Annotated in this window: 1 protein-coding gene and 1 pseudogene; one reads left to right on the top strand and one right to left on the bottom strand. The window is 49.9% G+C overall.

What is annotated here, in order from left to right; all coding sequences use genetic code 11:
• Nucleotides 1–486, bottom strand: a pseudogene (locus tag B7X71_RS17840) (transcription-repair coupling factor); the annotation flags it as partial.
• Nucleotides 487–509: 23 nt separating this feature from the next.
• Between B7X71_RS17840 and B7X71_RS17835 the strand changes: the two are divergent.
• Nucleotides 510–1,001: 2-C-methyl-D-erythritol 4-phosphate cytidylyltransferase (locus B7X71_RS17835; protein WP_293601722.1), on the top strand; the 492-nt coding region annotated here is incomplete at its 3' end.

Below are 1,001 nucleotides of genomic sequence, written 5' to 3'. Positions count from 1 at the left end.
GGAGCTGACAGGGTCGTAACCAGCCTGTTGTAACTGAAGTTTTAGTGCAGCCTCATTGAGCTTGTCACCTTGTCTAAAAAAGAAGGTGTGGCCCGATAGGAAATTTGGTGGCCCTAATTTTTGCAGTGCTGTAGTAATCGGCACCAAGACAATGTCGCAGCTGCCGTTGAGTAATTCATAAAGGGTAGCCAAACGTTCGGAGACCAAATCCTGATGTGGTGAGAAGTGGTCATAAGGCAGGATTTCCCAATCGGGCAACAGGCGCGTCTTCAGTTGCGGCGCAAAAGCGGGGATTTCTTCTAAGAGACGCTGTGCTTCCTGTGCTTGAGCACAGAAAATTACCATGACGGAGAATTCAGATCGATATCGAAGGGCAGATTGGGCAATTAATGCAGCATCAGAAGACCCAACCAAGCCTGAAAAGGTAAAGCGCTGCCCAGCCCGCGGTGCAGGTATGGGGGGTGCTAGTTTTAATGCATCAGACATCTGACCTCATTATAGAATCAGGTATGCACGCTGGAAACCTATCTTCTCAGGCTTTACCGCAATGCCACGCTGTGTTACCCACGGCCGGCACAGGATCAAGGCTTGGTGGATCTTTACCAAAACAGTTTCAGGAGTTGGCAGGCAAACCCATGCTGGCTTATGCCTTAAATGCCTTTGCTGCTACCCCAGAGATTGCCTCCATTTGGGTGGGGGTTAGCCCGGGTTTTATCGATAACCCCATCTTAGGCTCACTTTCCAATAAATCCGCATCTATTCAATTTCTTGCAACTGGTGGCCCAACTCGTCAAGAAACCGTCAGAAACACCCTTGCAGCTATGCTCAAGGCGGGCGTTCCAGGGAATGACTGGGTTTTAGTCCACGATGCAGCACGACCAGGAATTTCTCCTGAGCTCATTCAGAGGTTGATTCACGCCGTAACTCAAGCTGGTGAGGGCGGCCTTTTGGCTATGCCTCTAGCTGATACCCTAAAGATGGCTGATGCCAATTCAGCAATT

This window comes from Polynucleobacter sp. 39-46-10, from assembly GCF_002282275.1.
The sequence above is the reverse complement of the archived record's forward strand: the minus strand, read 5'-3'. Positions and strand labels throughout refer to the sequence as shown.